General features: G+C 63.5%; 24 protein-coding genes. 16 read left to right on the top strand and 8 right to left on the bottom strand.

The window, feature by feature from the left end; all coding sequences use genetic code 11:
- Positions 1-335 precede the first annotated feature (335 nt).
- The 5 genes from AC07VI_RS07915 to AC07VI_RS07895 all read left to right on the top strand — a co-directional run bounded on the left by AC07VI_RS07915 (position 336) and on the right by AC07VI_RS07895 (position 5,124).
- On the top strand, positions 336-1,883 hold the full coding sequence (locus tag AC07VI_RS07915; protein WP_492994321.1) for a hypothetical protein: 1,548 nt from the start codon (positions 336-338) through the stop codon (positions 1,881-1,883).
- 61 nt (positions 1,884-1,944) lie between these two features.
- Complete coding sequence (locus AC07VI_RS07910; RefSeq protein WP_157792307.1) at positions 1,945-2,397, top strand: hypothetical protein; 453 nt, start codon at positions 1,945-1,947, stop codon at positions 2,395-2,397.
- Positions 2,398-2,399: 2 nt separating this feature from the next.
- Complete coding sequence (locus tag AC07VI_RS07905) at positions 2,400-3,140, top strand: C39 family peptidase (RefSeq protein ID WP_413465879.1); 741 nt, start codon at positions 2,400-2,402, stop codon at positions 3,138-3,140.
- Between the two features lie 29 nt (positions 3,141-3,169).
- Complete coding sequence (locus tag AC07VI_RS07900) at positions 3,170-3,673, top strand: hypothetical protein (protein WP_492994318.1); 504 nt, start codon at positions 3,170-3,172, stop codon at positions 3,671-3,673.
- A 164-nt stretch (positions 3,674-3,837) separates the two neighbouring features.
- Positions 3,838-5,124, top strand: a complete 1,287-nt coding sequence (locus AC07VI_RS07895; protein WP_172404678.1) for a coiled-coil domain-containing protein — start codon at positions 3,838-3,840, stop codon at positions 5,122-5,124.
- A 48-nt stretch (positions 5,125-5,172) separates the two neighbouring features.
- Here the strand turns inward: AC07VI_RS07895 and AC07VI_RS07890 are convergent, their stop codons facing one another.
- Complete coding sequence (locus AC07VI_RS07890; RefSeq protein WP_157792308.1) at positions 5,173-5,721, bottom strand: DUF2939 domain-containing protein; 549 nt, start codon at positions 5,719-5,721, stop codon at positions 5,173-5,175.
- A gap of 222 nt (positions 5,722-5,943) precedes the next feature.
- Here AC07VI_RS07890 and AC07VI_RS07885 point away from each other — a divergent pair, with 222 nt between their 5' ends.
- The 9 genes from AC07VI_RS07885 to AC07VI_RS07845 all read left to right on the top strand — a co-directional run bounded on the left by AC07VI_RS07885 (position 5,944) and on the right by AC07VI_RS07845 (position 15,094).
- Positions 5,944-7,542: an ABC-F family ATPase gene (locus AC07VI_RS07885; RefSeq protein WP_076568522.1), complete on the top strand. Its 1,599-nt coding sequence runs from the start codon at positions 5,944-5,946 to the stop codon at positions 7,540-7,542.
- A gap of 247 nt (positions 7,543-7,789) precedes the next feature.
- Entirely contained in the window at positions 7,790-8,923 is a 1,134-nt protein-coding gene (nadA, locus tag AC07VI_RS07880) for a quinolinate synthase NadA (RefSeq protein ID WP_086144612.1), read from the top strand.
- On the top strand, positions 8,920-9,786 hold the full coding sequence (gene nadC / locus AC07VI_RS07875) for a carboxylating nicotinate-nucleotide diphosphorylase (RefSeq protein WP_070292298.1): 867 nt from the start codon (positions 8,920-8,922) through the stop codon (positions 9,784-9,786). The genes nadA and nadC overlap by 4 nt, the downstream gene beginning before the upstream one ends.
- Complete coding sequence (locus tag AC07VI_RS07870) at positions 9,786-10,550, top strand: substrate-binding periplasmic protein (protein ID WP_086144503.1); 765 nt, start codon at positions 9,786-9,788, stop codon at positions 10,548-10,550. Before nadC ends, AC07VI_RS07870 begins: the two co-directional genes overlap by 1 nt.
- A 161-nt stretch (positions 10,551-10,711) precedes the next feature.
- Entirely contained in the window at positions 10,712-11,299 is a 588-nt protein-coding gene (locus AC07VI_RS07865; RefSeq protein ID WP_492994314.1) for an RNA polymerase sigma factor, read from the top strand.
- The gene (locus AC07VI_RS07860) at positions 11,296-11,943 is read left to right on the top strand and encodes an anti-sigma factor family protein (RefSeq protein WP_492994312.1); all 648 of its coding nucleotides are present in this window, start codon (positions 11,296-11,298) and stop codon (positions 11,941-11,943) included. The genes AC07VI_RS07865 and AC07VI_RS07860 overlap by 4 nt, the downstream gene beginning before the upstream one ends.
- Before the next feature lie 17 nt (positions 11,944-11,960).
- Positions 11,961-13,241 carry a S8 family peptidase gene (locus AC07VI_RS07855; RefSeq protein WP_492994310.1) on the top strand — a complete coding sequence of 427 codons (1,281 nt, stop codon included), beginning with the start codon at positions 11,961-11,963 and terminating at the stop codon, positions 13,239-13,241.
- Complete coding sequence (locus AC07VI_RS07850) at positions 13,238-13,912, top strand: TorF family putative porin (protein ID WP_157792309.1); 675 nt, start codon at positions 13,238-13,240, stop codon at positions 13,910-13,912. The genes AC07VI_RS07855 and AC07VI_RS07850 overlap by 4 nt, the downstream gene beginning before the upstream one ends.
- A 102-nt stretch (positions 13,913-14,014) precedes the next feature.
- Complete coding sequence (locus tag AC07VI_RS07845) at positions 14,015-15,094, top strand: TIGR03118 family protein (RefSeq protein WP_492994308.1); 1,080 nt, start codon at positions 14,015-14,017, stop codon at positions 15,092-15,094.
- 81 nt (positions 15,095-15,175) lie between these two features.
- On the opposite strand, the gene ypfJ is transcribed toward AC07VI_RS07845, so the two are convergent.
- Positions 15,176-16,069 carry a KPN_02809 family neutral zinc metallopeptidase gene (gene ypfJ, locus AC07VI_RS07840; RefSeq protein ID WP_086144508.1) on the bottom strand — a complete coding sequence of 298 codons (894 nt, stop codon included), beginning with the start codon at positions 16,067-16,069 and terminating at the stop codon, positions 15,176-15,178.
- 147 nt (positions 16,070-16,216) lie between these two features.
- Here ypfJ and AC07VI_RS07835 point away from each other — a divergent pair, with 147 nt between their 5' ends.
- Positions 16,217-17,110, top strand: coding sequence for a GNAT family N-acetyltransferase (locus AC07VI_RS07835; RefSeq protein WP_193068862.1), 894 nt, complete (start codon positions 16,217-16,219; stop codon positions 17,108-17,110).
- Between the two features lie 6 nt (positions 17,111-17,116).
- Here the strand turns inward: AC07VI_RS07835 and AC07VI_RS07830 are convergent, their stop codons facing one another.
- A complete protein-coding gene (locus AC07VI_RS07830) occupies positions 17,117-17,821 on the bottom strand; it encodes a DAPG hydrolase family protein (protein ID WP_086144510.1) in 705 nt (234 codons plus the stop codon).
- Positions 17,822-17,928: 107 nt separating this feature from the next.
- Between AC07VI_RS07830 and AC07VI_RS07825 the strand changes: the two genes are divergently transcribed.
- A complete protein-coding gene (locus AC07VI_RS07825) occupies positions 17,929-18,612 on the top strand; it encodes a TetR/AcrR family transcriptional regulator (protein ID WP_099374414.1) in 684 nt (227 codons plus the stop codon).
- On the opposite strand, the gene AC07VI_RS07820 is transcribed toward AC07VI_RS07825, so the two are convergent.
- From AC07VI_RS07820 to AC07VI_RS07800, 5 genes are all read right to left on the bottom strand, one after another.
- On the bottom strand, positions 18,575-19,255 hold the full coding sequence (locus AC07VI_RS07820) for a DNA alkylation repair protein (protein WP_099419811.1): 681 nt from the start codon (positions 19,253-19,255) through the stop codon (positions 18,575-18,577). The two genes, AC07VI_RS07825 and AC07VI_RS07820, sit on opposite strands and share 38 nt — an antisense overlap.
- Before the next feature lie 301 nt (positions 19,256-19,556).
- On the bottom strand, positions 19,557-20,333 hold the full coding sequence (locus AC07VI_RS07815; RefSeq protein ID WP_086144513.1) for a peptidylprolyl isomerase: 777 nt from the start codon (positions 20,331-20,333) through the stop codon (positions 19,557-19,559).
- Between the two features lie 115 nt (positions 20,334-20,448).
- Positions 20,449-21,228 carry a peptidylprolyl isomerase gene (locus AC07VI_RS07810; RefSeq protein WP_086144514.1) on the bottom strand — a complete coding sequence of 260 codons (780 nt, stop codon included), beginning with the start codon at positions 21,226-21,228 and terminating at the stop codon, positions 20,449-20,451.
- Positions 21,229-21,341: 113 nt separating this feature from the next.
- Positions 21,342-21,644 carry a BolA family protein gene (locus tag AC07VI_RS07805; protein ID WP_226935674.1) on the bottom strand — a complete coding sequence of 101 codons (303 nt, stop codon included), beginning with the start codon at positions 21,642-21,644 and terminating at the stop codon, positions 21,342-21,344.
- On the bottom strand, positions 21,641-22,270 hold the full coding sequence (locus AC07VI_RS07800; RefSeq protein WP_086144515.1) for a septation protein A: 630 nt from the start codon (positions 22,268-22,270) through the stop codon (positions 21,641-21,643). The genes AC07VI_RS07805 and AC07VI_RS07800 overlap by 4 nt, the downstream gene beginning before the upstream one ends.
- Positions 22,271-22,285 lie beyond the last annotated feature (15 nt).

Here is a 22,285-nt window from a genome sequence, read left to right as displayed (position 1 = left end):
CGTGCGCATCGTCACAGATACAGGGGTGTAACAGGATTGCGCCAGCGGCAGGATAGGGATACGGCCTTGCAAGTGATTGATTCGGCGTGAATGTCTCTGCTGTGGCGAGCGGGGGCAGAAAAGTGGGTGGCGCATGGCTGTGACAGTTTTCTGTTTTTTGTTTTCTAAGTTTCCTAGAGGAATGCCATGCAAGCCGAAGATCATCGAATAAGACGTTTCAATTCAATGGTTTGGCCAGGTTCTTAATTGCTGGCACCAAATTTGCTGTGAAGCTGTGGACCCGACGCTTCAGTCTGGTGCCAGCATCCTGATTAACTTTTAAAGAGGAAACTGCAATGAAAAAAACTCTCATCGCGGCAGCGGTAGCGCTGGCCTTCGGTTTCAGCGCCCATGCCCAGAACAATGGCACGACCAAGGTCGATAATGTCACGGGTGTCAATACCCAGACGGCGAGCAATGCCACGACGCAGTCTGGTGCCGGGCCCGGGGCGAACGCGCATTCCACCGCCACGCAAGACAATAACTCAGACCAGAATAACGACAAGAGCACGGGGCAGAACAACAGCAGCGGCGGCGCGAATGCCACCGCGTTGGGCTCATCCGCGGCAAACAATGGCGGCACCAGCAGCAATAGCGTGGCAAATGCCTTCAACACCTCGACGGCGACGGCGGCGAGCACCCTGAGTGGCGCGGTGTCGGGCAACACGGTGAATAACATCGGCAATGTCGCCACCAACAACGGCAATACCGGCGGCGGCGCAGGCAAGGGCGGCATCGGCGGCAGTGCGCAGGGGGGCAATGCCTACGGCAAGGGCGGCTCGGGCGGCGCGGCGGCCGGTGGCGACGGCGCATCGGGCGCGCAAGGGGGGGACGCCAGGAATGGCAGTGCCATCAATGGTGCTGCGACGGTCGGCGACAGCACGGCCGGGGCAGGTGGCGCGGGTGGACTGGCCAAGAATGCCAGCAGCGGGGATGCCGGTGCGGGCGGCAAGGGCGGCGCAGGTGGCCGTGGCGCGGCCGGCGGTGATATCTATGGCGGCAACGGCGGCAAGGGCGGCCTGGCAGGCGATGCCAGTGGCGGCGCTGGCGGCAATACTGGCCGCACGACAGGCGGTAGCGGCGGTGATGGCGGCAAAGCCATCGGCGGTCCAGGCGGCGACGGTGGCTACAGCCGCAGCGCCGCTGGCGGCTCTGGCGGCAGCGGCAGCGCCGGTAGCGTGGCCAGGAATGCGGGTGGCGGCGTATCCACCTCCAGCGGTGGCACTGCGACGGGCGGTGCCGGCGGTGCCGGTGGCACCAATACGGCGGGTGCCGGGGCTGCAGGCGGGGCTGGCGCCTCCGGTGCTGGCGGCGCTGGCGCTGCGTTGACGAGTATGGGCGGCGCCGGGGCTGCGGCAACTGGCGGTGCCGGTGGCGCTGGTGGCGCCGGTGCGGGTGGCAGCAGCACCGGCGGCAACGGCGCCGCTGGTGCTGCGGGCGGCAATGGCGGCAGCAGCGGGATGGCGCAAAACACGGGTGGCGCAGGTGCGGCTGGCGGCGCTTCGAGCAATGGCAGTGCAAGCAACGGTTCGCCCTCGAACGGCAGCGCCATTGCCGGTGCTGGCGGCGCTGGCGGTGCCGGTGGCGGCAGCAATAGCGGCGGCGCCGCCGGTAACGGTGGCACCAACACGGGCGGCGCGGCAACCGGCGGTACCGGCGCTGGCGGCACGGGCGGTGCTGGCGGTGCGGTAGCTGTCAATGCAGGCGCCTTCGATATGTCCAACACCATGAGCGGTACCGCGCAGTCGGCGGCAGGCTTGCTGGTCATCAGCCAGAACAGCGGCATTTCTTCGCTGATACAGCAAAGTGTGACGGTGCAGGCCAATCTGGCAGTGGGACACTAGGCGAGCGGCTGCTTAGTGTCAGGCTCCGTCGTGGCAATGTCGCGGCGGAGCATCGCAAGTCATGAACAAGGGGATGAGCATGCGCCTTTTTTTTCATTCGATATGCTGTGCCAGCCTGGCCTGTCTTGCCACAGCTGTCATGGCTGCACAGGAAGCAAGGCCGCTGCCCTTGCTTGCCGGGCCAGAGTTGAGTCTGCCGATTATTGCTGCTCCGCCCACTACGCTGACGGCGCTGATGCCGCTGACAGCGGATGGGACCTCTGCCGGGGGCCTTGGCCGGGCCGCTGGCGAATCCGCGCTGGAGCAGGCGCGTGGCGGCACCGAGACGATTACCAATGAAGCGCGCCTGAGCGGCTTTGTCACCGGCAACTCGGCCAGCTACGTCAGCACGGGGGCCAACACGATCGATGGCGCCGCGTTTGCCAACGCCTCCGGCATTCCGATCGTGATTCAGAACTCGGGCGCCAATGTGCTGATCCAGAACGCCACCATCATCAATTTGCAGTTGCGCTAGGCATGGTCACACTCGGCACATTTCCGCGGCTCATGCTGTGCCTGCCCTTGCTTGGCGGCCTGGCATCCCCGGGCGCTTGCGCGGCCGAGATCGGCGCCTTCGGCAGCGCGCGCTTCGAGGTGCCCGTTGTCAGCATGCGCGAGGCGCGTTTCCAGCGTACCTTGCACCAGCAATACGACTTCAGTTGTGGCTCCGCCGCAGTGGCCACCCTGCTGACCCATCACTACGACTATCCAGTGACGGAAGAGTTTGTTTTTGAGCAAATGTATAAGCAAGGTGATCAGCAAAAGATTCGCAAAGAGGGATTTTCCTTGCTCGATATCAAGCGTTTTCTTGCAAGCCGCGGCTTTCTGGCCGACGGGTTTCAGTTGCCGCTGGATAAGTTGGCTGAGGCGGGCTTTCCCGCCATCGTGCTGGTGGCCGAAAAAGGCTACCGGCATTTTGTCGTGGTCAAGGGGCTGAGCCAGAGCCGCGTGCTGATCGGCGATCCTGCCGGCGGCACGCGCGCCATGGCGCGTGCCGGTTTCGAGGCGATCTGGCAGGGCCATTTGCTGTTTGTGATCCATGGACGCGCGACGACGGCCGCACCGGCTCCCGCCGCGACCGAGGTGGCAATGCAGGCGGCCCGCTTCAACGATGCGGATGACTGGCGTGCGGCGCCGCCAGCGCCACTGGGACAGGCGATCAGCCGCAGCGGCCTCGATCAACTCACCATGCCGAAGAATGACGGTGGAAATTTCTAATGGCGGGCCAACGCCACGCGGGAGGATGTATGTACACGAAAGAGCGGTTGATTGCGGCCAGCCTGGCGGGTCTGCTTGTTGCCGCGCAGAATGTCGGCGCCGCGCCGGCGGCGGCGGGATGGACGGCGGTCAGCGAGGAAACGCTGGAACAGGCACGGGGCGGCTTCGATGTGCCAGGCGGCTTGAGCCTGTCATTCGGGATAGAGCGCCTGGTCAGCATCAATGGCAGCGTGGTGTCCAGCGTGGCGTTTACGATTGCCGACGTGGCGCACCTGAGCGTCGAGGAAGCGAGCCTGGCGCGTACGGCCATCGCGTCGATGAATGTCGTGCAGAACGGCGTCGGCAATGTATTTTCGCCAAGCCCGATGGCGCAAACGATGGCGGCCACCGTGATCCAGAATAGCTTGAACGACCAGGTCTTGCGTACCCAGACGATCGTCAATGGCAGCGTGAACAGTCTTCAATTGCTGAAGCTGGCGAACTTTCAGGACACCTTGCAAAATGCGCTGGGCGCGGTGGCAGGTCCCAAATAGGGTTTGCAGCAAGCCGCCTGGATTCGCCGGGCGGCATCGTGCAGTAGCACCGGGCCGTTGTTGTATCGCTGCCAGGGCTGGCTACTGATTGGCAGGGCTTGTCATCGGGAGAGACTATGCGGCATCTTTACTTAGTGCGATTTGGTACGGCGGGTGTATCTGCTATGTTGCTGTGTGCCGCCGTTCAGGCCCAGCAAACAGCCGGCGCCGGCCAGGACGATCTGGCGGCGCAGCTGGAAAGCCTGAAAGCGCAACTGGCCGAACAGCGGCACCTGCTGGAGGCGTTGCGTGCATCGATGCAGGAGCAGCAGCGCCGCATCGATATGCTGCAGGGCAGCGAACCTCTCGACAACAGCCGCCTGGCCAGGCAGCGGGGTACGGGTTTGCGCAGTGCATATCTGACGCTGGCGGAGGTCCAGGACGGCGGATCGGCGCCGCAGGCGCCGCCGCCAGCGCCGCAGCCGGTGGGGCTGGCGCCAAGCCCGCCCGTCCGGCCGCCCGAAGTGGCGCCGCTGTTCGAGCAACCCGGGGTGCTGACGCCCAAGGGGGCATACGTGCTGGAACCCTCGATGCAATTCGGTTACTCTTCAAGCAACAGGGTCGCCCTGGTCGGTTACACCATTATTCCCGCCTTGTTGATCGGCCTGATCGATGTGCGCGAGGTCAAGCGCAATACCCTGACCGGTGCGCTGGCCGTGCGTACCGGCTTGAGCAACCGCCTGGAAGTCGAAGCCAGGGTGCCGTACGTCTATCGTTCGGATGCCACCGTCAGCCGCGAACTGTTTACCGGCACGGCCTCGGAGCGGGTGTTTGACACCAGCGGGCGCGCCCTGGGCGATATCGAGGTGGCCGCCCGTTATCAACTGAACAATGGTGGCGCCGACAAGCCATATTATGTGGCTGGCCTGCGCTTCAAGTCGCGCACCGGACGCGATCCGTTCCAGGTCGTCACGGACTGTACGCAGCGCTGCGTGGGCGAGAATGCGACAGGCACGGGCTTGCCGCTAGACTTGCCCACCGGCTCCGGTTTCTATTCCCTGCAGCCCAGCCTGACCTGGCTGTTTCCCTCCGATCCCGCCGTATTCTTTGGCAGCATCAGCTACCTGCACAGCTTCAAGCGCACTGATGTCAGCCGCCTGGTGCTCAATGGCGTGCGCGAACCGCTGGGCACCATTGAACCGGGGAAAATTTTTGGCGTCAATTTTGGCATCGGCCTGGCGCTGAATGAAAAGGCCTCGCTCAGCCTGGGCTACGATCACAGCAGCGTTGGACGCACGCGTCAAAATGGCTTGACCGTGCCCGGCTCCGTGCGCACCCAGCTCGGTACCTTGCTGATGGGTTTTTCGTATCGCCTTAGCAAGGACAGGACCTTGAACGTGTCGGTGGGTGCCGGTCTGACGCGCGATACGCCCGATGTGTCCATCTCGGTCAGGCTGCCGATGACCTTTTGATTGAGGGCGGCGGGCAAGGCAGCCCAGCAGGCTGCCGCTCGCTGGCCGCTAGCGGCCGGCGAGCGCCGTCGCAATCTCGATCGAACTCAGTTTCCAGCCCCATACACCGTGGCGCTGCAGGACCAGTGCGCCATCCTGCGCATTGCCGTCCTTCGCCCGTACGACGAAGGTGTTCACGCCGGCATAGCCTGCGGAATATTCGGCTTTTTTTCGGGCGCCATCGGCCGGCGCATCCGCGTCGCCTTCTGCTCCCGCTTGCGGGCTGACGGCGCTCTTGTTGACGAGGGCGACGACGCCGGCGGGCGAGACCATGGTATCGACCATCTTGCCCAGCATGGCGCTGGCGATCGACTGGCCCAGGGCGGCCAGCGGGTTGCCGCTGCCGGCCGTCGCCTCGATGCTGCGCGCCATGCTCGCTTCCAGCTGCGTCTTGACGCTGGCGCGCAGGGCGGGGAAGTCCACCTGTTCGGCCAGGGCGTCGGCATTGCGCTCGGCCAGGGCGGTCTTGATCTGGTGCAAGGCATAGTAGGGCGACGCATAGGCGGTGGCGGCGATGGCGATGGCGGCCACGGCGGCGGCGATGGTGATTTTTTTCAAGTGATGCCTGTGAAGTAAGGAGTGGAAACGGGAGGCATGCAGCGTATCCGCTAAATGAAAATGCGGCAATCATATTTTCTTGCCATCAGCCACCCCTGTCTTTCTCCGCAGTGACTGCGCCTGCCCTTGCCGGGCCACTATAGAGAGGAAGAGGGTGGGTGCTGTATAATGGGAGAAAAGTACCTAACTAGCTGTTTTAACTGAATAAAGACCTAATATCACATGCTTTCAACCGCAAATATTACGATGCAGTTTGGCGCCAAGCCATTGTTTGAGAATATCTCCGTCAAGTTCGGCGACGGCAACCGCTATGGCTTGATCGGCGCCAACGGCTGCGGCAAGTCGACGTTCATGAAGATCCTGGGCGGCGACCTGGACCCGTCGGGCGGCAACGTCATGCTCGACACCAACGAGCGCCTGGGCAAGCTGCGCCAGGACCAGTTTGCGTTTGAAGACATGCGCGTGCTCGACGTCGTCATGATGGGCCACACGGAAATGTGGGCCGCGATGCAGGAACGCGACGCGATCTACGCGAACCTGGAAGCGACGGACGAGGACTACATGAAGGCGGCCGAGCTGGAAGGCAAGGTCTCGGAATACGACGGCTACACGGCCGAATCGCGCGCCGGCGAACTGCTGCTGGGCGCCGGCGTCGCCATTGATCTGCATCAAGGCCCGATGAGCAATGTCTCGCCAGGCTGGAAGCTGCGCGTGCTGCTGGCGCAGGCGCTGTTCTCGAACCCGGACATCCTGCTGCTCGACGAGCCGACGAATAACCTGGACATCAACACGATCCGCTGGCTGGAAGACGTGCTCAACGAGCGCAACTCCACCATGATCATCATTTCCCATGATCGTCACTTCCTGAACCAGGTCTGCACCCACGTGGCCGACATGGATTACGGCACCCTGAAGATTTATCCGGGCAACTACGACGAATACATGTTCGCCTCGACCCAGGCGCGCAACCAGCAGCTGGCCAACAACGCGAAAGCGAAAGACAAGGTTGCAGAATTGCAAGAATTCGTGCGCCGCTTCGCCGCGAACAAATCCAAGGCGCGCCAGGCCACCTCGCGCGCCAAGCAGATCGAAAAGATCAAGGTCGACGACATCAAGCCCTCGTCACGCGCCTATCCCTTCGTGCGTTTCGACGGCGAAAAGAAATTGCACCGTCTGGCCGTGGAAGTGGAGAACATCTCGAAAGGCTTTGACCGCCAGCTGTTCAAGAATTTCAGCATCATGGTCGAGGCGGGCGAGCGCATCGCCATCATCGGCGCCAACGGCGCCGGCAAGACCACCATGCTGCGCTGCATCGCGGGCGACATCGCCGGCCTGCAGCCGGACCAGGGCCGCGTGAAGTGGGCGGAAAACGCCAACGTCGGCTACATGCCGCAAGATCCGACGGAAGATTTCGCCAAGGATACGAACCTGACCGACTGGATCGGCCAGTGGACGAAAGAGGGCGACGACGACCAGGCCGTGCGCTCCATCCTCGGCCGCTTGCTGTTCGGCGGCGACGATGTCAAGAAGGCCGTCAAGGTGCTGTCCGGCGGTGAAAAGGGCCGCATGATGTACGGCAAGCTGATGCTGGGCCGCCACAACGTGCTGATGCTCGACGAACCGACCAACCACATGGACATGGAATCGATCGAATCGTTGAACATCGCGCTGGAAAAATACGCGGGCACCCTGATCTTCGTGTCGCATGACCGCGAATTCGTCTCTTCGCTGGCCAACCGCATCATCGAAATCAAGGAAGATGAAGTGGTCGATTACCGCGGCAATTACGAGGACTACCTGAAGAGCCAGGGTATCGATTAAACGCCTGATCAAACCTCGCGCGTCGCGCTTTGCGGCCTGTGATGCTCACCGTGCTTTAGCACGGTTGCGCTTCTCGGCCACAAGGGGGCGCCGAGCCTCGCTGCCGCTCGCTACGGTTTTATCAGGCGTTTGGAAAGCTGGTGGTGTACCCTGGTATCGCCACACCGACGCGCCGCGGTTATTTCGTTCCGGCGCACCTGCTTCATTGCAATCGTGCCGGTCTATCCCGTTTTTGTTTGACACAGCCATGCAAACTTTAGCCATCAAATCCGTCGAGTATGAACACCCGCAAGACGGAGCCAGCTGCACTGCCCACGCCTGGGCACGCACGCCAGCGACGCCGTCCCCGGCAGAAAAAGCCGAACTGATCACGCGCATCAAGCGCCTGCTGATCGAGCGCGAAGCCGTGCTCGTTGCCCACTACTACGTTGATGCTGACCTGCAAGACCTGGCCGAGGCCACGGGCGGTTGCGTCTCCGACTCGCTGGAAATGGCCCGTTTCGGGCGCGACCATCCGGCCAAGACCCTCGTCGTGGCCGGCGTGCGCTTCATGGGCGAAACAGCCAAGATCCTCAGCCCTGAAAAAACCGTCCTGATGCCCGACCTCGACGCGACCTGTTCGCTCGACCTGGGCTGTCCGGCAGACGAATTCACGGCCTTCTGCGACGCCCATCCGGACCGTACCGTCGTCGTCTACGCCAACACCAGCGCAGCCGTCAAGGCGCGCGCCGACTGGATGGTGACGTCGTCGATCGGCCTCGACATCGTGGCCCACCTGCATGCGCAGGGCAAGAAAATCCTGTGGGCGCCGGACAAGCACCTGGGTTCGTATATCCAGAAAGAAACGGGCGCCGACATGCTGCTGTGGCAAGGTTCCTGCCTCGTGCACGACGAATTCAAGGGCATCGAACTCGATCTGCTCAAGGAAGAATATCCGCACGCCAAGGTGCTCGTGCATCCGGAATCGCCCGCCAACGTGGTGGCCCTGGCCGACATGGTCGGTTCCACGTCGCAAATGATTGCGGCAGCGCAAACCATGGACACGGACACGTTTATTGTTGCCACCGACAATGGCATCCTGCACAAGATGCGCGCGGCCGCGCCGGGCAAGCGCTTCATCGAAGCGCCCACGGCCGGCAACAGCGCCACCTGCAAAAGCTGCGCGCACTGTCCGTGGATGGCCATGAACGGCTTGCTGAACCTGGCCGAAACGCTGGAAAACATGCACAACGAAATCCACGTCGACCCCGCCGTCGGCCAGCTGGCCGTGCGTTCGATCAAGCGCATGCTCGACTTCGCCGCCGCCAAGAAGGCCGGCTTGCAGCCGGGCGCGGACCTGGCAAAAGAAACCACATTGTTCCAAGGAATCGGTCCAGCATGAGTACCCTCGTCAATTCTTTCGCTCCTTTCGATCCCGCCCTGGCGCGCGCCTTTGAAGGCAATCTGCTGGCCGCCTTGCTGGAAGACGTGGGCCAGTGCGACCTGACGGGCGAACTGGTGCCGCCCGACCACATCGTCACGGCCAGAGTCATCGTGCGCGAGGCGGCCGTGCTGTGCGGCGCCCCGTGGTTCGAAGGCATCATGAAAAGCCTGGACCGCAGCATCGATATTGCCTGGCATTATGCCGAAGGCGACATGATGACGGCCGACAGCGTCGTCTGCACGATCGAGGCACCGGCGCGCGCCCTGCTGACGGCCGAGCGCAGCGCCCTCAATTTCCTGCAGCTGCTGTCGGCCGTGGCCACGGCCACGCGCCGCTATGTCGACGTGATCGCCGGCACGAAAGCCTCCATTCTGGACACGCGCAAGACCCTGCCGGGCCTGCGCCTGGCGCAAAAATATGCGGTGCGCGTCGGCGGCGGCAAGAACCAGCGCCTGGCCCTGTACGACGGCATCTTGATCAAGGAAAACCATATCGCGGCCGCCGGCGGCGTCAGCCAGGCCCTGGAAAACGCGCGCAATCTCGACGCGGGCGTGCCCGTGCAGATCGAGGTGGAAACCCTGGCGCAATTGCAGGAAGCGCTCGATGCGGGCGCCGTCTCCGTGCTGCTCGATAACTTCAGCAACGACATGATGCGCGAGGCCGTGGCACTGACCAATGGCCGCGCCTTGCTCGAAGCGTCGGGCGGCATCAACTTCGATACCGTGCGCGCCATTGCCGAAACGGGCGTGGACCGCATCTCGATCGGCAGCCTGACCAAGGATGTGCGGGCCACCGATTACTCCTTGCGCATCGTCGGCTGATGAAAGGAGCGGGGCGGCGCCTGCTGGCCCTGGCGCTGCTGTGGCCGGCATTTGCCGCGCCCCTGCCGGCGCAGGCGCGCGAGCTGCTGGCCGTGGGCGCGCAGTTCGAGCACGTGTTCGAATACCAGGACAGCGGCGAGTATGGCGGCCTGGGCGCGGATCTGCTGCGCCTGATGGCGGCGCGCACGGGCAATACCGTGCGTTTCCGCATGGTGCCCTGGGCGCGCGCGCAAGCCATGCTGGCGCAGGGCCAGGCCGATATCCTGATCGGCCCCTACAAGACGCCTGAACGCATGGCCAGCATGGCGTTTGCCGACAAGCCCTTCTACCAGGACCAGATGGTGTTCTATACGCGCCAGAATGCCAGTGTCGGCTGGGATGGCGATTACAGCGTGCTGAAGAACCGCAGGGTGGTGCTGCTCAACGGCTGGGCGTACGGCGCGGAGTGGGAGCGCATACGGCCCGGCCTGCAGGTCAGCGTGGCCAACAATGTGGAAAATGGCTTGAAGATGCTGGTGCACAAGCACGTCGACGTGTTTGTCAGCAACCGCCGCAATACCGACCCCGTCATCGTCCGCCTGGGCTACGGCCGCCTCGTCAAACCCTTGCCGCGCGTCATAGAAGTGCAGAATGGCTATTTTGCCTTTCCCCGTGCCCCCGCCTTCGACAAGCTGCGCCTGCAGTTCGACCAGGAATTCAGTGGTCTGATCGATAGCGGCGAATTGAAAAAACTGGGCAAGCGCTACGACGTTGCCATTCCCTGATGCCGCGTCCCTGGCTTTCCTCAAGGCGCCCGCCGCTCCTGTAGAATATTGTTACCCTGATAATGCCTCTGCGCGCTACCATGGACTGCCGTGCATTTTTTGCGCGGCTTAGAACCATTGGTCTGCCGTAAGGTATTTACAGGCAGCAAAGGAGAATGTCCATGCGGGAGGGACACGCGGAGGACGCGCGCACAAGCGCTGCCAATCTGGACGAGGCGCAGCTGCTCGGCCGGGTCGTGGCCGGGGACAGGTGCGCCTTCGAGACGCTGTACCGTGCCTACTTCCCTCGTCTGACCCGGTTTCTGGGCCGGATGACGCGCAGTGCGCAATTGATCGAGGAAATCGTCAACGACACCATGTTGGTGGTATGGCAAAAGGCACAGCACTATGATGGGAGTTGCAAGGTGTCGACCTGGATCTTCGCGATTGCCTATCGCAAGGCATTGAAAGGTTTCCGCACCTGCGACGAACCATTGGAGGCCGACATGGAGTTGTATCCGGGTGGCCCGGAGCTGGAGCCGGAGTACGAACTTAGCCAGCGGCAATTGGGATGTGCCCTGGCAGCGGCGATAAGCGCATTGCCGCTGCCGCAGCGCATCGTGGTGGTATTAACCTATTATCACGACATGGGTTATAACGAGATCGCCGCGATCATCGACTGCCCGCTCAACACGGTCAAGACGCGCATGTTCCATGCGCGGCGCAAGTTGCAGGAGCTGCTCGAGCGGGCGCGGGAGGATTACGAATGAACGGACGCATCGTCAAGCCGGATGAGCCTGCACATCAGGCCGCGCGCGCGCTGTTGCCATGGTTTGCGACTGGGCAATTGCCAGCGCGCGACGCACGCATGCTCGAGCAGCATCTGGCCACATGCAAGCTGTGCCAGCGCGAGCTGGCGATCGAGCGCCAGTTGCTGGCGGCCTGCGCCGGAGCGGATACAGACCTTGCGCCTGCGCAATGCGATGTCGAGCGGGCGCTGGCGCAACTATTGCCGCGACTGCCCAGGCAAGCGGCCCGGGCGGTGCCTGCGCCAAGGTGGCGCTGGCCGGCCTTCCATCACGCGGCCTGGATGCCCTGGGCGCTGGCGCTGCAGTTTGTCGCCATCCTTGGCCTGGTTTTCCTGCTCGCCCGGCCCGCCTCTGATGAGGGCGCCTATCGCGGCCTGGGCGGCGCGGCCGGCGCCGGCAACCTGGTGGTCGTTTTCAAGCCGGATACCGCAGAGAAAGAGTTGCGCCGCATCCTGCAAGCGAATGACGCGCGTCTGGTCGATGGCCCGACCGTAACCGATGCCTATCTGCTCAACGTGCCGGAACCGGCGCGCGCCCGCGCCCGTCTGCGCGCCGAGCCGGCGGTCGCGCTGGCCGAAATGCTGGATGGGGGAGGTCCGCCGTGATCCTGCTGCGCCTTGCCATGTCTGCGCTTGCCTTGCTGGCACTGGTTGCCGGCAGCGCGCCGGGCCACGCAGCTCCGGCACTTGATGATGCCGTGGCGTTCGTTCCCGACAGCAATAGCGCCGTCTCGCCACGCCAATTGCTGGTCATGCTGCGCCTGCCGGCCCCGCACTACCGTCCGGACGCCAGTTACGGCGGGCGCTACATCGACGATGGTGGCCGCAGCGCGCGCCGCCGCATTACCGAAGACCTGGCGCGGCGCCACGGGCTGAAACTGGTCGCCGACTGGCCGATGCCGGCGCTGGGTCTTGATTGCTACCTGTTGGAATACGGGGAAGGGAAGCAGCCACAGCAGCTTGCCGACCTGTTGTCGCGCGATCCGCGCGTGGAATGGGCCCAGCCGGTCGGGCTTTTTTCCGGCATGGGGGATGTCGATCCGCTGTATCCGGTGCAGCCCGGTGGCCGCTATTGGCATGTGGACGCGCTGCACCGCACGGCCACCGGACGCGACGTGGCGGTCGCCGTGGTCGACAGCGGTATCGACAGCAGGCATCCGGACCTGACCGGGCAGGTGGCGCTCGCGGAAAATTTTGTCGATGGCAGCCCTTACGCGGCGGAGGCGCACGGCACCGCGGTCGCTGGCATCATCGCGGCGCGCGACGGCAATGGCGGCATGCTCGGCGTTGCGCCGGGCGCGCGGCTGATGGGTTTGCGTGCCTGCTGGCAGCAGCTGGACCACAGCACCCGCTGCAACAGCTTTACCTTGGGCAAAGCGCTCAACTTCGCCATCGTGCACCAGGCAAAAATTATCAACCTGAGCCTGTCCGGACCGTCCGACCGCCTGCTGGAAAGCCTGCTCGATGCAGCCCTGGCGCGCGGCATCAGTATTGTCGGCGCGCTCGATCCCCATGGTGGGGCGCGGGCCTTTCCCGCCTCGCACGCAGGTGTGATTACGGTCGCGCAACAGGATCAGGCGCCCCCCGTCGCGGCGGCGCCTGATACGCCGCAGCATGCCGTACGGCTGGCGCCCGGACGCGACATTCCCACCAGCATCCCTGGCGGCGGTTGGCGCTTCGTGTCCGGCAACTCGTATGCGGCGGCGCATGTCACCGGCTTGCTGGCCTTGCTGGCCGAATTGCGGCCTGGCGCCATGCCGGCGCAACTGGAGCGTTTGCTCATGCCGGAAACGCGCTTGAATGCTACTATCGACGCCTGTGCCACCATCGCGCGCGCCGCTGGCGCGTGTCCCTGCTCATGCGCAACAGCCTCCGCCATCCTGCCTGCCGGCCCAGGTCCGTGATTGCCACTGCCGGTGCCGTGCTGCTGCTGTGCGCCGGCACCGCCGCCGCCCAGGTTGGCGGCAACATCGCGCTGCTCTCCGATTACCGCTTTCGCGGCGTTTCGATGAGCGACGGACATCCCGTGCCGCAGCTCACCTTGAACTATGACGACCCGGACAGCTGGTACTGGGGCGTGCAAGCTTCGGGCGCCAGCCTGCACGAACGGGGCGGCACCCAGCTGATTGCCTATGCGGGCATGGCACGGCGCCTGGCATCCGGCTGGAGCTGGGAAGCGGGCGCCAGCAGGTCGGTGCTGACGCGCGATCATGGCAGCGACTACGGTGAATGGTATGCCGGACTTGCTGCCGAACGCATCGGCGTCAGACTCTATTTCGCGCCCCATTATTTTGGACGCGACATGCGCACCTTGTACGCCGAAATGAACGGATTCCACCCCTTGCAAGACGGGTTCAAGCTGGTCGCCCACATCGGTGTGCTGCGCCAGTTGTCGCACCCTGGCATGGAGTCGGCCAGCATGCGCCGCGACGGCAGCATCGGCCTGGCAGCGGCACTGGGCGACTGGCATGCGCAACTGGCCTGGGTGGCCAGCTCGGGCGGTGCGCCGCGCTCGGTCTACTACGTGGAAGCGGCATCGCGGGCGGTGGTGCTCAGCGCTGCCTATTCTTTCTAAATAGCAAAATGACATTTTTTTTCGCGGAGGCGAAACCTTTCAGGCGTGTGCGGGTATACACGGGGCAGCGACATTTTGCCCACCACGCCGAAAGGAATCGCCATGAATACGCACCATGTCAGCAGAATAGCCTGTGCCTGCATCGCCGCGTCGCTGTTTGCCTGCGGCGGCGGTCACGATGACGGCAGGGACCACATGCCGCCCAGCAGCAGCGCCTATGCGGCCACCAGCCTGGTATCCGATACGACAGCCTTGCCCGCCGCGCACACGGACGCCAACCTTGTCAACGCCTGGGGCGTGGCCTTCAATCCGCGCGGCTTCGTCTGGGTGACCGATAACGGCACGGCGAAGTCCACCTTGTACGATGGCAATGGCGTGCCGCAGTCGCTGGTGGTCGACACGCCGGCAGGGCCGACGGGCATCGTGTTCAACGGCACGCAGGACTTCAAGCTCAGCCAGAACGGCGTGACGGCGCCCAGCCCCTTCATCTTCGCCAGCGAAAGCGGCAGCATCTCGGCCTGGTCGCCCACGGTCAGCCCGACGACGGCCGTGGTCGTGTTCGATGGCAGCGCCGGCGGCAGCGTCTACAAGGGCCTGGCGATTTCCGTCTATGCGGGCGCCAATTATCTGTATGCGGCCGATTTCCATAACCGCCGCGTCGACGTCTTCGATGCCAATTTCACCAAAGTCAGCTTGCCCGGCGCGTTCAGCGATCCCGGCTTGCCGGCCGGCTATGCGCCGTTCGGCATTCAGGCCATCGGCCAGCGCATCTATGTCGCCTATGCCATGCGCCAGGCCAGCGGCGACGATGAACAGGCTGGCGCAGGCCTCGGTATCGTCAATGTGTATGACACGGGCGGTACCCTGATCAAGCGGCTGGTGAGCGGCGGCGCCTTGAATGCACCCTGGGGCATGGCGCTGGCGCCTGCCGGCTTCGGCACGGCCAGCAGCATGTTGTTGATAGGAAATTTTGGCGACGGCAAGATCAATGCCTACGACCCCGACACGGGCGCCGCCGGCGGACCGCTGCTCAAGGCTGACGGCACGCCGCTGGTGATCGACGGCCTGTGGGGCATCGCCTTCGGTAACGGCCTCAATAGCCAGCCCGTCAATACCCTGTTCTTTGCGGCCGGGCCCGGCGACGAGACGCATGGGCAGTACGGGCGCATCGACCAGAAGTAAGGGCAGTGCGGCGCCAGGCAGTGCCGTGCGGCCCCGGGGGCGGCACGGGCAGGCGCGCTTTGCAGCGGGCCTGTCACAGGCTTACAGCTGGCGCGCCTCGAAGGTATTGCACTGTGAAATCTGGCCGCTTTCGATACCCTTGCTGAACCAGCGCACGCGCTGTTCCGAGGTGCCGTGGGTAAAGGAATCGGGCACGACATGGCCTTGCGCCTGGCGTTGCAGCGCGTCGTCGCCGATGGCCGTGGCCGCCTTGAGGGCCGCTTCCACGTCGCCCTGTTCCAGGATCTTGCGATCCTGGTTCGCGTGGTAGGCCCACACGCCGGCAAAGCAGTCGGCCTGCAATTCCAGGCGCACGGACATGGCGTTGGCCTGGCGCTCCGACTGCGTGCGGCGCGCCTGGTCGACCTTTTCGGACAGGCCCATCAGGTTCTGCACGTGGTGGCCCACTTCATGGGCGATCACGTACGCCTCGGCAAATTCGCCCGACACCTTGAAGCGCTGCTGCATCAGCTTGAAGAAATCGAGGTCCAGGTAGACTTTCTGGTCGCCGGGGCAATAGAAGGGGCCGCTGGCGCTCTGGCCCGTGCCGCAGGCTGTCGGGATGCTGCCCGAAAACAGCGACAGCTTGGGGCGGACGTAAGTGCCGCCTTCGGCCTTGAACAGGGCGCCCCAGGTGTCTTCCGTATCGGCCAGCACGGTGCGCACGAAGCGGGCCATCTCGTCCGATTCGGGCGGCTGGCGCGCCGGCGACTGGCTTTGCTGGGTGCTGACCTGGCCGCCCCCGCCGCCGCTGAGCAAATTGAGCAGGGTCAGGGGGCTGACGCCAAAGATGTAGGAGCCGACGAGGGCGATGACGATGGTGCCGATGCCGATCGAGCGTCCGCCAAAGCCGAAGCCGCCCCCGCCGCCCCCGCCGTCACCTTCGCCGCGGTGGTCTTCCACATTGTCGCTTTCGCGATTGCCTTCCCATTTCATGATCTTTACTCCTGCTGCGATTGTGATTGATGACGGCGCAAGAATGGTCTTGCGGCGAATCGTGTGATTATCGCAGCAAACCGCACCGCGACAGGGGCGACAATGTTACCCTTTGCAACTTTCCAGGCACTTCACAACAGGTACATCATGGCGCTAGTCAACGATACACGCATTTCCCCCGTCGCGGTGGTCCAGGCCCAGCTGGACGCCTACAATGCCCACGACGTGGCAGCCTTGCTGGCCCTCTATGCCGATGACGCACAGCAATTCCAGCACCCGGACACCTTGCTGGCCACGGGCAGCGCGCAGATCGGCCCCCGTTTCACGGCCCGCTTCGCCGCCAGCCGCCCGCAGGCGCAGCTGCTCAACCGCATAGCCTGCGGCAAGCTCGTGATCGACCATGAAATCGTCCACGGCGACACGGACGATGGCGTGTCGGCGCAGGAACTGGTGGCCACGTATGAAGTGGAGCGGGGGCGCATCGCGCGCGCCTGGTTCAGCTTTGGCGCCCTGACGCGCCTGCGCGTGGCGCTGCCGGCCGACGTGCCGCAGATGAATGCGCTGATCGCCCGTTCCGGCGTGGCGCTGAGCGCGGGATTTTATAGTGAAGAGCAGGCCGAGGCCGTGACGCGCCACGTATTCGGCGTCGATACGCAGCTCGTTGCCGATCAGACCTATTTTGTGATCGAAAGGGATGGCGCCATGCTGGCCTGCGGCGGCTGGAGCCGGCGCGCCACCCTGTATGGCGCCGACCGCGCCAAGAGCGGGCCGGACGCCTTGCTCGACCCGGCCAGCCAGGCGGGCCGCATCCGCGCGTTCTTCGTGGAACCGGCCGCGGCGCGCCAGGGCCTGGGCAGCATGCTGATGCGCCATTGTGAACGCCAGGCGCGGGCGGCGGGCTTTGCGGCCCTGGAACTGGCTGCCACCTTGCCCGGCGTGCCCCTGTACCTGGCACGCGGCTTTGCCGTCACCGAAGAGTTTCATCTCGACTTGCCAGGTGACATCAAATTGCCGCTGGCGCGCATGCACAAGGGCCTGTAGGGCAGCCTACCAGGGCAGCGGCGCTTTTTCCCCGTTGGCGTGCTCGCCGTAGTACAGCGACGGCAAAAAGCGCGACAGATAGGTAAATTCGCTGTAGCAATGGCGCAGCAGGTTCAGGCCCAGCACGTCGGGCACGTCGCGCACGGGATTGAGGCTGTTGCGACCCAACAAGAAGCGGCTGCGCAGCACGCAGCCCGTGGGCGTGTCGCGCGCGAGGTGCAGCATCTCGCCATCGAGCGGATCGCCGTACGGGTCGAGCACGACGTAGTCGCCAAAGCCGATGCGCGCGCAGACGGCGGCCGACAGGGCGCCGCTGTCCTGGGCCTGTTGCAGTTGCGCCGGATCAAACACGTCTTTCGGGTCATGGAACTTCAGCTTGGCTTTCACGGGCGCAATGTCGCCCAGCGATTCCACGGCCTCGATCGAAGCGCCATAGTAACTCTCTCCCTTTCGCCACGCCTTGTTCCAGCCATGGTGCGCCACGTGATCGTGCGGATGCCACCATTTGATGTGCTGCGTCGTTTCGAAGAAAGTGAACCACCAGTCCAGCATGCGTCCGCTGCAGCCGTGCAGTTCCGTGCGCGCCGCCACCAGCAGGCAGCCATCGTCGAGGCGCGTGATTCCCGTTTCCAGATGCAGCGGAAACGGGTCGAGCAAGTCGCCCGTGCGGGCGATGGTCCAGGGGTGTTCATGGTGGTGCGTGTCCGTCATGTCGTTCTCCTTTGTTTGGGTGAGCCCATTATATATTAAAGAAACGTTTGGCGTTTCCGAAATGTTTTTCAGTGTAAAATTGCTCATCTTTAAGCGCAGGAGCAGGCATGCAGGAAGCAGAACAGACACCGTTGCGCGGACGGGGCCGTCCGGCGCGCCCGCCCGGGGAAGCGCGCGAGGCGGCCGTGCAGGCGGCCATGTGGCTGCTGCTCAACGAGGGCTATGCGGCCACGACCATGGAAGCGGTGGCGCGTCACGCGGGCATGGCGAAAAAGTCGCTGTATCAATATGCGGCCAACCGCGAAGAGCTCGTGGCCCTCGTGGTGCGCGGCTGGACGGACGCCTTCTTGCCGGCCATGGCGCACGATGCGGCCGCGCCAGGCGAGGTCTTGCCGCTATTGAAGGAGATCCTGCAGGCGATGGTCGCGCGCGTGCTGACGGCGGACGCCGTGGGCCTGTTCCGCCTGCTGTGCACGGAGTTTCCCGCGCGCGCCGACTTGCTGGCCGTGTATCAGCGCAACGGCATCGAGCGCGGCACGGCCCTGCTGGCCGACTGGCTGGGCCGCCAGGGCGCGCGCGGCCATTTGCTGCTGCAGGATGGGCACGATGGGCACGAAATGGCCGGCTTGCTGCTGGCCATGGTGATCGCCGAGCCGCTGCGGCAAATGGCGCTGGGGCTGCTGCAACCCGTGCCGGCCTGGGATGCCGGCCCCCGCATCGACGCCGCGCTGCGCCTGCTGGGCGGGCAGGCCTTCAGCGTGGCTGGTGCTTCAGCGCTTCGCGGCGGCTGAGCGGCGATAGTTGCTGGCGGTGCGCGTTGACAAATGCCGTCACGGCCTCGGGCGCATGGTGCGCATGGTCGCGCAGGGCCCAGCCGATGGCCTTGCGGATGAAAAACTCGTCTTCCTGGCCCAGCGCCAGGGCCGCGGCGAACAGCCAGCGGGCGTCCGTGTCGCCGCGCCAGCCCAGCTGGTGCAGCATGGCGATGCGGCGCAGCCAGAAGTCTGCGTGGCGCAAGGCGTCGTCCATGTGCGCATGGCCGTCGCCGCCGCGCCGCAGCTGCGCCTGCAGCACGTCGCCGACAATGCCGGCCATGCCGTCGACGCTGTCCCACCAGGCGCGCTGGCGCGCCAGGCCAAGCAAGGCGGGGATATGTTCGACGCCCAGTTGCCGCTGGTGCATGGCCAGCATGTCGAGCGCCACGTGCTGGTATTCGCGCTCGGGCCGCTGCCACAGCCGCTGCGCGTGTCCCAGCAGCGTATCGGCATCGATGCCCTTCAACCCCGCCAGCAGGGCTTTGACAGCCAGCCGCCGCTGCGGCGCCGCCACGCCGAGGAACACGAACTGGTCGCGCATATACGCCTGCATGGGCGCCGCGCGGCCCGGTTCGGCGGCCGCTTCCAGCGCGGCTTTCAATTCTGCATGTAGATTCATCACATCTCCAGGCGTAAAAAAAGCGCTCCGTGGAGCGCTTTATATCCGGGCAGAACGCCCGATAAAACCGGAGCGAGCGGAAGTCAATTGTGGCCGAGAAGCGCAAACGTACTCTGGTACGGTGAGCATCGCAGGCCGCAAGTCACGACGCGCAGCAGGTTGGACCGGGTATTCCAGCCAAACGGCCGATAGAAGCGTAGCGGGCGGAAGTCAATTGTGGCCGAGACGCGCAACCGTACCTTGGTACGGTGAGCATCGCAGGCCGCAAAGCGCGACGCGCAGTAGCTTCTATCAGGCGTTTTTACTGGATTTTGGCTTTTTTCATCAATTCATCACGGAAAGCGGCCAGTTTCTTCTGCTGCAGCGATTCGGCCACCTGGCCCTTGACTTCTTCCAGCGCCGGCAGCTTCGTCGGACGGGTTTCTTCCAGCTTGATCACGTGGAAGCCGAATTGCGACTGCACCGGCGTTTGCGTGACCTGGCCTGGTTTCAGGGCGACCATGGCGTCGGAGAACGGCTTGACGTAGGAAGCAGGGCTGGCCCAGTCCAGGTCGCCGCCATTGGCTGCGGAACCGTCTTTCGATACTTTCGCCAGTTCTTCGAACTTGGCGCCGCCTTTCAGCTTGGCGATGATGTCTTTCGCTTCCGCTTCGGTGGCCACCAGGATGTGGCGCGCATGGTATTCCTTGTCGCCGGCCTGGGCCTTGAACTTGTCGTACTCGGCCTTGATTTCAGCGTCCTTGACGGGGTTCTTCTTGACGTAGTCGGCCAGCAGGGCGTTGATGATGATGCTTTGACGGGCATTTTCGATCTGCGACTTGACTTCAGGACGGGTGCCGTAGCCTTGCTTGTCGGCTTCCTGGATCAGCACTTCGCGGCCGATCAGGTCTTTCTTGATGGCTTCGCGCAATTGCGGCGAATCAGCTTGCTTGCCTTGGGCGACGACTTGCTTGACGACCTGGTCGACGCGCGACGACGGGATGGCCTTGCCGTTCACGGTGGCGACGTTTTGTGCAAAAGCCGGGATCGCCACAACGGCGACCAGGGCTAGGATCAGGCGGGCTGGCTTCAAAATCATGTTCATTCCTAATAGATATACAAAAACTGATACGGAGAGTGCGCCTGCGGGGCAGTGCGCATTCAGGCGCAGAATACACGACCGGCGCCGAAAAGGGCGCCGGGGAGGTCAGTTCTTACTGAACTTTCGCTTTTTTGATCATTTCTTCCTGATACGCTTGCAGTTTCTTTTGTTGCAGCGCTTCGGCGATCTGTGGCTTGACTTCTTCCAGGGTCGGCAGTTTTGCCGCGCGGGTGTCGTCCAGCTTGATTACGTGGAAACCGTTAGGCGTTTGCACCGGGGTGTCCGTAACCTGGCCTTTTTGCAGTTTCACGAAGGCGTCGGAGAACACTTTCGGGAACGACGACGGGGCTGCCCAGTCCAGGTCGCCGCCATTGTCGGCCGAACCCGCATCTTTCGATTGCTTGGCCAGGTCTTCGAACTTGGCGCCGCCTTTCAGCTTGGCGATGATGTCTTTCGCTTCGGCTTCGGTGCCCACCAGGATATGGCGCACATGGTATTCCTTGTCGCCCGTCTGGGCCACGAAGCGGTCGTATTCGGCCTTGACTTCAGCGTCCGTGACGGGATTCTTTTTCAGGTAGTCGCCGACCAGGGCGTTGATGACGATGGCCTGGCGCGCGTTCTCGATTTGCTGCTTGACGGCTGCATCTTTACCGAAACCTTTGTTTTCCGCTTCTTGCATCAGCACTTCACGGCCGATCAAGTCCTTCTTGATCATTTCGCGCAGTTGCGGCGAATCCGGTTGCTGGCCTTGGGCGACGACTTGCTTGACGACTGCATCAACGCGCGACGATGGGATAGGCTTGCCATTAACGACGGCAACATTTTGCGCAAAAACAGGTACCGCGACAACGGCGAGTAGTGCGATCAGCAAGCGGGCTGGCTTAAAAGTCATTATTAAATCCTGTTAGGGAAAGTTTCGTAAAAAACGCATGGAAAGAAATCCATGACATGGCGCCGGAAGCAAAGGCGCACCCAAGCCGTCCGGGTACGCCAAAAACGCCATCCTTATGCTACCTCGGACGGCGCCAATGCCACAATCGCCAATGCATGTATCTCATTATGCATCATATCGTGCACGGAATCATACACCAGTCGATGGCGCATGACGAGTCTGAGGCCTTCAAATTGGCTAGAAATAATGCGCAGATTGTAATGGCCTCCGCCCGAGGCGGCGCCCGCATGGCCCCGGTGGCGCGCCGAGTCGTCTTCCAGCACGCATTCCAGAGGGGAAAGTGCCGTTTCCAGGCGGGTAAGAATGCGCTGCATGCGCGTTGCCGGCGAGGTATTCCCGGTGGTGGTATCGATCATGCGTCTTCCTTGATATGTTTGGCGAGGAACAGGGTTTGCGCCACGATGAAGGCAAAGAAGATGCCCGTCGCGCCAAACGCCTTGAAACTGACCCAGGCGGCCATGTCGCCCTTGTACAGCACGAAGGCAACGAACAAATTGAGCGCGCCGATGGCGCCGAAGAAGATGATCCAGGCGGCCAGCAACTGGTTCCATACGGCCTCGGGCAACTGCACCTGCGCTTCCATGGTCTTGCGGATCAGGTTTTTCTTGAAGCCCACATGGGCGATCAAGAGGGCCAGGCCGGACAGCCAGTAGATCAGGGTCGGCTTCCATTTCAGGAAGAAATCGTCATGCAGATAGATGCTGGCGCCGCCGAACACGACGAAGATGAACAGCGACAGCCACAGCATGCCGTCCACCTTGCGCCCGCGCAACAACAGATAGCTGACCTGGCAGGCCGTGGCGACGATGCCGACGAGGGTGGCGAGTATCCACGGCGCCTGGTCGGCCTTGATCAGGCCGCCTGACACGAAGCCGGACAAATAGTGCTGCACGAAATCGTGCGTGGCCGCTTCATACATGCCGCCCAGCTTGAAGGCGGCGAAGAAGGCGATCAGGGGGAAGAGGTCGAATAGAAATTTCATGGCGAGACTTTACTA

Source organism: Janthinobacterium sp. GW821-FHT03A03, from assembly GCF_059421435.1.
Note: the sequence above shows the minus strand (reverse complement) of the source record. Positions and strands in the feature narration are given on the sequence as shown.

Coding starts and splice junctions, on each gene's coding strand:
- AC07VI_RS07915 (WP_492994321.1), top strand. CDS start 336: ATGAAAAAAACTCTCATCGCGGCAGCGGTAGCGCTGGCCTTCGGTTTC.
- AC07VI_RS07910 (WP_157792307.1), top strand. CDS start 1,945: ATGAACAAGGGGATGAGCATGCGCCTTTTTTTTCATTCGATATGCTGT.
- AC07VI_RS07905 (WP_413465879.1), top strand. CDS start 2,400: ATGGTCACACTCGGCACATTTCCGCGGCTCATGCTGTGCCTGCCCTTG.
- AC07VI_RS07900 (WP_492994318.1), top strand. CDS start 3,170: ATGTACACGAAAGAGCGGTTGATTGCGGCCAGCCTGGCGGGTCTGCTT.
- AC07VI_RS07895 (WP_172404678.1), top strand. CDS start 3,838: ATGTTGCTGTGTGCCGCCGTTCAGGCCCAGCAAACAGCCGGCGCCGGC.
- AC07VI_RS07885 (WP_076568522.1), top strand. CDS start 5,944: ATGCTTTCAACCGCAAATATTACGATGCAGTTTGGCGCCAAGCCATTG.
- nadA (WP_086144612.1), top strand. CDS start 7,790: ATGCAAACTTTAGCCATCAAATCCGTCGAGTATGAACACCCGCAAGAC.
- nadC (WP_070292298.1), top strand. CDS start 8,920: ATGAGTACCCTCGTCAATTCTTTCGCTCCTTTCGATCCCGCCCTGGCG.
- AC07VI_RS07870 (WP_086144503.1), top strand. CDS start 9,786: ATGAAAGGAGCGGGGCGGCGCCTGCTGGCCCTGGCGCTGCTGTGGCCG.
- AC07VI_RS07865 (WP_492994314.1), top strand. CDS start 10,712: ATGCGGGAGGGACACGCGGAGGACGCGCGCACAAGCGCTGCCAATCTG.
- AC07VI_RS07860 (WP_492994312.1), top strand. CDS start 11,296: ATGAACGGACGCATCGTCAAGCCGGATGAGCCTGCACATCAGGCCGCG.
- AC07VI_RS07855 (WP_492994310.1), top strand. CDS start 11,961: ATGTCTGCGCTTGCCTTGCTGGCACTGGTTGCCGGCAGCGCGCCGGGC.
- AC07VI_RS07845 (WP_492994308.1), top strand. CDS start 14,015: ATGAATACGCACCATGTCAGCAGAATAGCCTGTGCCTGCATCGCCGCG.
- ypfJ (WP_086144508.1), bottom strand. CDS start 16,069: ATGAAATGGGAAGGCAATCGCGAAAGCGACAATGTGGAAGACCACCGC.
- AC07VI_RS07835 (WP_193068862.1), top strand. CDS start 16,217: ATGGCGCTAGTCAACGATACACGCATTTCCCCCGTCGCGGTGGTCCAG.
- AC07VI_RS07830 (WP_086144510.1), bottom strand. CDS start 17,821: ATGACGGACACGCACCACCATGAACACCCCTGGACCATCGCCCGCACG.
- AC07VI_RS07825 (WP_099374414.1), top strand. CDS start 17,929: ATGCAGGAAGCAGAACAGACACCGTTGCGCGGACGGGGCCGTCCGGCG.
- AC07VI_RS07820 (WP_099419811.1), bottom strand. CDS start 19,255: ATGAATCTACATGCAGAATTGAAAGCCGCGCTGGAAGCGGCCGCCGAA.
- AC07VI_RS07815 (WP_086144513.1), bottom strand. CDS start 20,333: ATGATTTTGAAGCCAGCCCGCCTGATCCTAGCCCTGGTCGCCGTTGTG.
- AC07VI_RS07810 (WP_086144514.1), bottom strand. CDS start 21,228: ATGACTTTTAAGCCAGCCCGCTTGCTGATCGCACTACTCGCCGTTGTC.
- AC07VI_RS07805 (WP_226935674.1), bottom strand. CDS start 21,644: ATGATCGATACCACCACCGGGAATACCTCGCCGGCAACGCGCATGCAG.
- AC07VI_RS07800 (WP_086144515.1), bottom strand. CDS start 22,270: ATGAAATTTCTATTCGACCTCTTCCCCCTGATCGCCTTCTTCGCCGCC.